Below are 7,444 nucleotides of genomic sequence, written 5' to 3' on the forward strand. Positions count from 1 at the left end.
TCGACGCACTGCGAGCTGCGATGCCGGACGTCAGTCTCGCGAACATGCCCGACCACGACCGTCAGCACCTCGAGGGCGGGCTGGTCGGCTTCCTGGCCTACGACGCGGTCTACGACCTCTGGCTCGAGGAGGTCGGCTGCGAGCGGCCCGACTCGCGGTTCCCGGACGCGCAGTTTCTCCTGACGACGAAGACGCTGGCGTTCGACGAGCGCGACGGCACGCTCTCGCTGGTCTTCACGCCCGTGCTCGAGGCCGACGACGACCCGGACGAGATCTACGACGCGCTCCGGGACGAAGCCGCTGCGGTGGCGGCAACGCTGCGCGAGGCCGACCGGCCCGAGACGGGCGGGTTCGTCCGCGAAGACGAAATCTCGGGTTCCAAGGCGGAGTACGAGGAGAGCGTCCGTCGAGCCAAAGAGCACGTCCTCGACGGGGATATCTATCAGGGCGTCATCTCCCGGACGCGGGAACTCCACGGCGAGGTCGATCCGCTCGGCTTCTACGAGGCGATGCGGGACGTGAACCCGTCGCCGTACATGTACCTGCTCGATCACGACGAGCTCACCGTCGTCGGCGCCAGCCCCGAGACGCTGATCTCCGTCCGCGGGCGCGAGGTTATGTCCAACCCCATCGCCGGCACCTGCGACCGCGGCTCGAGCCCCGTCGAGGACCGCCGCCTCGCGGGCGAGATGCTGGCCGACGGGAAGGAACGCGCCGAACACACGATGCTGGTCGATCTCGCGCGAAACGACGTTCGCCGGGTCTCGGAGCCGGGATCGGTCCGCGTCGACGAGTTCATGAACGTCCTCAAGTACAGCCACGTCCAGCACATCGAGTCGACGGTGACTGGCGAACTGGCCGCCGACTCGGATGTTGCCGAACCGCGTTCGGCAAGCCGGAAGACGGCGTCTCCCGACGCCTTCGACGCGACGCGAGCGGCCTTCCCCGCTGGCACCCTCTCGGGCGCGCCGAAGATCCGGGCGATGGAGATCATCGACGACCTCGAGTCCGACCCCCGCGGTCTCTACGGCGGCGGCGTCGGCTACTACTCGTGGACCGGCGACGCGGACTTCGCGATCGTCATTCGAACGGCGACAGTGGAAGACGAGGGTGATCAAGATCGGATTACGGTCCAGGCCGGCGCGGGCCTCGTCGCCGACAGCGATCCCACCGCCGAGTACGAGGAGACCGAGCAGAAAATGGGCGGCGTCCTCGCCGCGCTCGAGAAGATCGAATTGCCGGCCAGTGACGATGACTCGAGTCCGGACGACGAACCCGACGCGACGGCGGAGGTGAGCCGATGAGCGCGACCACGACCGACGAGACGGACGCCGTTACGGATGGAGATGAGAACGGGAACAGGGGCGCGGACCCGATGACGGTCCTGTTCGTCGACAACTACGACTCCTTTACGTACAACCTCGTCGAGTACGTCAGCCAACTGCCCGGCACCGAAACCGAGGTCCTGAAGAATACGGCCTCGCTCGAGGCCGTGCGCGCCGTCGATCCCGACGCGATCGTTATCAGTCCGGGGCCGGGTCATCCGAAAAACGACCGCGATGTCGGCGTCACGATGGACGTGCTCCGGGAGATCAGCCCCGACGTGCCGACGCTCGGCGTCTGTCTCGGCCTCGAGGCCGCCGTCTACGAGTACGGCGGGACGATCGGCCGTGCCCCCGAACCGATCCACGGGAAGGCCTCCGCGGTGGACCACGACGGCGGCGGCGTCTTCGACGGCCTCGAGCAGGGCTTTCGCGCCGGCCGGTATCACTCGCTGATCGCGACCGAGGTCCCCGACTGTTTCGAGGTGTCGGCGACCGCGGAACACGGGGAGCGGACGCTCGTGATGGGCGTGCGCCACCGCGAGCATCACCTCGAGTGCGTCCAGTTCCATCCGGAAAGCGTGCTCACGGCCGTCGGACACGATATCATCGAAAACTTCCTCGAGTCGGTCTGAGCGGCGGACCGACCGCGTGCTGCGGCAGGGGTGTTCCGAGCGCGAACAGCGCGGGACGCCGGCGGTCTAGAACGGCAGAAACGACAGGTCGGTGAACCCGGCGGCATAAAGTCCGGCGAGGACGACGGCGGCCACGATGCCGATGCGGACGGCCAGTTTGATCGCGATTTTGATTGCGACGACGGCGACGGCGAAGGCAGCCAGTCCGGCCAGTACGAGGAGGATCGTCGGCCCCGATGTCAGTGCTTCGATCATATGCGACCCCGCGTGCTGCAGGGACGTAATCTTTCTGGATATCATGAATGACTCTCGACAGTGACTGACTCGAACAGTGACCGGATCGAGCGGCGCTGTCCGGTCGACGATTCGAATCACTCTGAAAGAGAAAATCACACGAATGCGACGGGTTCTCGTCGTTTACACTCACTTTCAGTCCGGTCTGAAAATCGTTAAGGCGGTCGGCCACGTAGGACGTAGTGACCAGAAAGACGGCCGTTTCGGCGGTCGTGAGAGAACACAGAAACGATAGGTTACAGAGACATCTTTGCAACCAAATTTGCAGTAGTACAAGAAAAGTAGGACAACAACACCACGTTTTATGATGGATGCATGAATACCGAACCTTCGTTACGAATGATGAGAGCAACGACCCGGATTGACGCCAGAATCGGTGTGCGCCAGCGGTGTAACGACGAGGCGATTCGCGCATGAGCGATGTCGAGCTCTCCGCGGCGGATCTGACGCTCCCGATCAAGCGCTCCGACGGGGACACCTTGGCGGAGCGATTGACAGAGAACGCCTACGAGAACATTCTGCCGGCCCGCTATCTGCGGAAGGACGCCAACGGCGATCTGATCGAGACGCAAGAGGACCTCTTCGATCGCGTCGGCACGAACATCGCGCTGGCCGAAGCCGTCTACGAGGCCGAGAAGCGCGACCTCGAGATCACGGTCACGCCCGACCAGCTGAAGCCAGACCACCCGCGACGGGACGAGCTCGTCGCGGAAGTTTTCGGTGAGGGAGTTACCGCCGAAGACGATGTCGAGACGGTCCTGACCGAACGGAACGTCAACAAGTTCGCCTACGACACGATCGTACCCGAACTCCCCGACGAGGTACGCGACCACGTCGAGGACGTCGCCGAGACCTTTACGGACGGAATGGAGTCGCTCTCCTTTATGCCGAACTCGCCGACCCTGATGAACGCCGGGAACGAGCTCCAGCAGCTCTCGGCCTGTTTCGTCATGAGTCCCGACGACGACCTCTCGGACATCCACGAGACCGCCAAGAAGGCGGCCGAAGTCTTCCAGTCCGGCGGCGGCGTCGGCTACGGCTTCTGGCAGCTCCGACCCTACGGCGACTCGGTCGGCTCGACCGGCGGCATCGCGTCGGGCCCGATCACCTTTATGCGGACCTACGACCAGCTCTGCGAGACCATCGCGCAGGGCGGGACCCGCCGCGGTGCCCAGATGGGCATCATGCGCGTCTCCCACCCCGACGTCATCGAGTTTATCCACGCCAAGAACAAGGACGTCTCGCTCGCTCACACGCTGCGGCTGAACGACCCGGACGACTACACCTACACCACCTTCTCGGAGGCGCTCGAGGAGGCCCGCGACCTCATCGACGAGGACGGACGCGTCCCCAAGCACCTGCGTAACGCCGTCGAGGGCCACCTCTCGAACTTCAACATCTCCGTCGGCGTCACTGACGGCTTCATGGAAGCGGTCCAGAACGACGAGGAGTACACCTTCACCAACCCGCGGACCGAGGAGCCCCACATCGCCACCGAGGAGACCAAGGAGATGTACAGTCGGTACGACCTCGGCGAGCACGTCGAGGTCGGCGAACCCCTTTCGGTCCCCGCGGAACTCGTCTGGGAGCGCATCGTCCAGGGCGCCCACGAGAACGGCGAACCGGGCGTCATCTACCTCGAGCGAGTGAACAAGGAGCACTCCTTCGACGTCGAGAAGCAGGACGACCACCGAATGCTCGCGACGAACCCCTGTGGCGAACAGCCCCTCGAGGAGTACGAGGCCTGTAACCTCGGCCACATCAACCTCTCGACGCTGGCGGACCTCGACGCGCCCGACTGGCGCGTCTGGTCCGACGAGCACGGCGACGAGTACGACTCGCAGGAAGCGGCCGTCGCGGCCTTCCTCGAAGAAGCCATCGACTTCGAGGAGTTCGACGAGCGAATCGAGTACGGCACGCGCTTTTTGGAGAACGTCGTCACGATGTCGGACTTCCCGGTCGAGGAGATCGAGGAGAAGGTCCGCGACATGCGCAAGATCGGGCTGGGCGTCATGGGCCTGGCCCAGCTGTACGTTCAGCTCGGGATCAAGTACGGCAGCGAGGAGGGCAACGAGGTCGCCAGCCAGCTGATGACCCACATCAACCACGGCGCGAAGGCGACGAGCCACGAACTCGCCCGAGAGCGCGGCTCGTTCAACGACTGGAACGAGTCGAAGTACGCGACCCCGACCGAGTACCGCGAGTGGTTCGAGCGCCAGACCGGTGAGTCCGCCGACGACTGGGAAGACGGCTTCCCGATCCGCAACCACAACGTCACGACCATCGCCCCGACCGGAACGACCTCGATGGTCGGCAACACGACGGGCGGCTGTGAACCGATCTACAACGTCGCCTACTACAAGAACGTCACCGACGACGTGCAGGGCGACGAGATGCTCGTCGAGTTCGACGACTACTTCCTCCGCGTCCTGGAGGACAACGACATCGACATCGACGCGGTCAAGGAAGAAGCCGAGGAGCAGATGGCGACGAACCAGTTCGACGGCGTCGAGGGCCTCTCGACCGTTCCTGACGCGATCGGCGAACTGTTCGTCATCACGTCGGACGTCTCGGCGAAACAGCACGCAGCGGTGCAGTGTGCCTGCCAGAACGGCGTCGATTCGGCCATCTCGAAGACGGTCAACGCGCCCAACGATTCCACGCTCGAGGACGCCAAGGAGGTCTTCGAGTGGGTCTACGAGAACGGCGGCAAGGGCGTCACCTACTACCGCGACGGCACCCGATCGAAGCAGGTGCTGACGACGCGCGCCGACAATGCCGACTTCGCCGACGAGACCGAGGCCGCACAGGCCCTGGTCGAACAGATCGACGAGATCTTCGGCGGTCTCGAGGCCTTCCTCGAGAGCCAGGAAGTCCAGGACGTCCTCGCGGAGGACGTCGACTCGCTGCTCGGCGACAGTCGCCAGCCGGTTCAGATCGACTTCACCGAGAAGCGCGAGCGGCCCGACGCGCTGCAGGGCGTCAGCCAGCGCATCGACACCGGCTACGGGAAGATCTACGTGACGATCAACGAGGATCCCGAGACCGGTCAGCCGTTCGAACTGTTCGCGAACATCGGCCACTCCGGTGGGTTCACGAACTCCTTCACCGAGGCGCTGGCGAAGGTCATCTCGACCTCGCTGCGTTCGGGCGTCGACCCCGAGGAGATCGTCGACGAACTCTGTGGCACTCGCTCGCCGAAGGTGGCCTGGGACAAGGGCGAACAGATTCAGTCCATCCCCGACGCCATCGGCACCGCGATGCGCCGGTACCTCGCGAACGAGATCGACAAGCCGTACCCGAAACAGCAGACGCTCGAGGAGTCGGCCGACGCGGACCTCAGTGAGTACGACGGGCCCGAGACCGACGGCGGCGCGGCCGCCGCGGAGGGCGGTGCGTCTGCGGATGCGAACGCCGACGCTGACGACGCGACGCAGGACCTCATCGACGCCGGCGAGTCGCCGGAGTGTCCCGACTGTGGCTCGCTCGCGCTCGAGTTCAGCGAAGGCTGCAAAACCTGCAATAGCTGCGGCTGGTCGGAATGCTGAGCACTGAGTAGGACCGTTTCGACGCTGTCGCTTCTGCCGTTTTTCTCGCCTTCGTATTCTCCCCTCGCGTTTCCGTCGCTGAGCTGCGGGAACACCACACTTAGCACCGTCCGGTGAGAACACTGGCGTATGACTGCCGACGGCGGGACGGGATCGGATGGTGGTGCCGACGCGGACGGTTCCGCTAGGGGTGCCAACGCGGACGGTTCCGCTGGGGGTACCAACGTGGGTGACGCCAGTGGTGCCGGCGCGGCTGGTTTGAGCGATCGAGCGACTGGTGCGCCACGCTGTCCACATTGCGAGGCCCCGATGTACAAACGCCACTGCAAGTACGTCTGTCCCCAGCACGGGGTCATCATCGACTGCAGCGACCCCTTCCGTTGAGATCCCGGTTTTCTCGAAGTGAACCGACGCTTTCAGCGGCCGACTCGAGCCGTGAGTCACCCGGAACCCCTACAAGACGGCGGTCTGTGGTCTCGAACAACGAATACATGTCCGCGCAACCGACGATCCTCGTCGTCGACGACGAATGGGAACTCGCCGACCTCTACGCGATGTGGGTCGGCGGGGATTACGAGGTAGTGACCGCCTACGACGGTGCCACTGCACTCGAGCGAATGAGCGACGCGATCGATATCGTCCTGCTCGACAGGCACATGCCCGACATCACCGGTGACCGGGTGCTCGAGGAGATCCGTGCGACGGGCTACGACTGCTGGGTGCTCATGGTGACCGCGGTCGATCCCGGGCTCGATATCGTCGAACTGGATATCGACGACTACCTCACGAAACCCGTCACGCGAACCCAGCTCACTCGGATCATCGAGAACCTCCGAGTCCAAGGGCGCTACGGCGAGGACGACCGGCGGGACCTCGAGTCCATCTCGAACAAGATGGAGACGTTGGAGGACGACGCGTCCATCGAGGAGCTGACCGACACGGAGGCCTACCGACGGCTCGAGTCGGATCTGAAGGAGATGAGCGATTCGCTCGTCGACGGCCTCGACGACGAGTAACCGCCCGGTCGATAGATCCCGATTGTAGAACGGATTCTCTCGACGCGGTTCTTCTCCCTGTCGGACGCCGGATTCGAAGAGCCAGTGATCGGAGATTCCGCAATCGAAGCGTTAACTGTCCGCCGATCGTCCCGCGTTCTCCGTCTCGTCCGGTCCCGGTCGACGTTCTGTTCGGACGGTACCGTATACGGGGCCGGCGAGGAGGACGAGGGCAGCGGCAGCACAGACGAGCGAGAAGGCCACGCCGAGTTCACCGACCCCGCTCGAGGTGACCGTCGCCGCCGAGGCACCGACGACGACCGCCGCGGTCGTCCACGGGAGTTCGCCGATCACCGTTCCGACCACGAACTGGCGGAGCGACACGCCGCTGACCGCGGCGGCACACGTCGCGATATCCGACGGAATCGGTGCGAGTCGCGAGGCGGTGACGCCCCGAAGCGGCCCCGCCGTTTCGTAGTAGCGCGCGACGGTGTCGCCGGCCCGCTCGAGGAGTCGGCTGCTATCGCCCTCGCTCTCAGAAGGGGTGCCTCGAGTGCGAGGGGCCGTCTCCGACTCAACCGCGTCGTCCGCGCTGAGCCAGCGGGCGGCGACGAAAACGGGGAGCACGGTCACGACGACGCCGAGGAGTG

7 protein-coding genes are annotated in these 7,444 nt (G+C 64.8%); 5 read left to right on the plus strand and 2 right to left on the minus strand.

Annotated elements, in window-relative coordinates; translation table 11 throughout:
• Both trpE and trpG read left to right on the plus strand, forming a co-directional pair.
• Positions 1 to 1,304 (plus strand): anthranilate synthase component I (gene trpE / locus PGX04_RS25765; RefSeq protein ID WP_273741106.1); only part of this gene is annotated, 1,304 nt, incomplete at its 5' end.
• Positions 1,305 to 1,375: 71 nt separating this feature from the next.
• Positions 1,376 to 1,957, plus strand: a complete 582-nt coding sequence (gene trpG / locus PGX04_RS25770) for an anthranilate synthase component II (protein ID WP_273741110.1) — start codon at positions 1,376 to 1,378, stop codon at positions 1,955 to 1,957.
• 66 nt (positions 1,958 to 2,023) lie between these two features.
• Here trpG and PGX04_RS25775 read toward each other — a convergent pair whose 3' ends face one another.
• Positions 2,024 to 2,212 (minus strand): hypothetical protein, encoded by a 189-nt coding sequence (locus tag PGX04_RS25775; protein ID WP_098726120.1) that lies wholly within the window; start codon positions 2,210 to 2,212, stop codon positions 2,024 to 2,026.
• Between the two features lie 452 nt (positions 2,213 to 2,664).
• On the opposite strand from PGX04_RS25775, the gene PGX04_RS25780 reads away from it, so the two are divergent.
• From PGX04_RS25780 to PGX04_RS25790, 3 genes are all read left to right on the plus strand, one after another.
• On the plus strand, positions 2,665 to 5,799 hold the full coding sequence (locus PGX04_RS25780) for an adenosylcobalamin-dependent ribonucleoside-diphosphate reductase (protein WP_273741107.1): 3,135 nt from the start codon (positions 2,665 to 2,667) through the stop codon (positions 5,797 to 5,799).
• Between the two features lie 129 nt (positions 5,800 to 5,928).
• Positions 5,929 to 6,183, plus strand: coding sequence for an HVO_2523 family zinc finger protein (locus PGX04_RS34800; RefSeq protein WP_273741111.1), 255 nt, complete (start codon positions 5,929 to 5,931; stop codon positions 6,181 to 6,183).
• Positions 6,184 to 6,290: 107 nt separating this feature from the next.
• Positions 6,291 to 6,815, plus strand: coding sequence for a response regulator transcription factor (locus PGX04_RS25790; protein WP_273741108.1), 525 nt, complete (start codon positions 6,291 to 6,293; stop codon positions 6,813 to 6,815).
• 111 nt (positions 6,816 to 6,926) lie between these two features.
• Here the strand turns inward: PGX04_RS25790 and PGX04_RS25795 are convergent.
• Positions 6,927 to 7,444 (minus strand): VTT domain-containing protein (locus PGX04_RS25795; protein ID WP_273741109.1); only part of this gene is annotated, 518 nt, incomplete at its 5' end.

Source organism: Natrinema soli (genome assembly GCF_028618695.1).

Bases quoted from the DNA above. Each gene is read 5' to 3' on its own strand.
- trpG (WP_273741110.1), top strand. From the start codon at position 1,376: ATGACGGTCCTGTTCGTCGACAACTACGACTCCTTTACGTACAACCTC.
- PGX04_RS25775 (WP_098726120.1), bottom strand. From the start codon at position 2,212: ATGATCGAAGCACTGACATCGGGGCCGACGATCCTCCTCGTACTGGCC.
- PGX04_RS25780 (WP_273741107.1), top strand. From the start codon at position 2,665: ATGAGCGATGTCGAGCTCTCCGCGGCGGATCTGACGCTCCCGATCAAG.
- PGX04_RS34800 (WP_273741111.1), top strand. From the start codon at position 5,929: ATGACTGCCGACGGCGGGACGGGATCGGATGGTGGTGCCGACGCGGAC.
- PGX04_RS25790 (WP_273741108.1), top strand. From the start codon at position 6,291: ATGTCCGCGCAACCGACGATCCTCGTCGTCGACGACGAATGGGAACTC.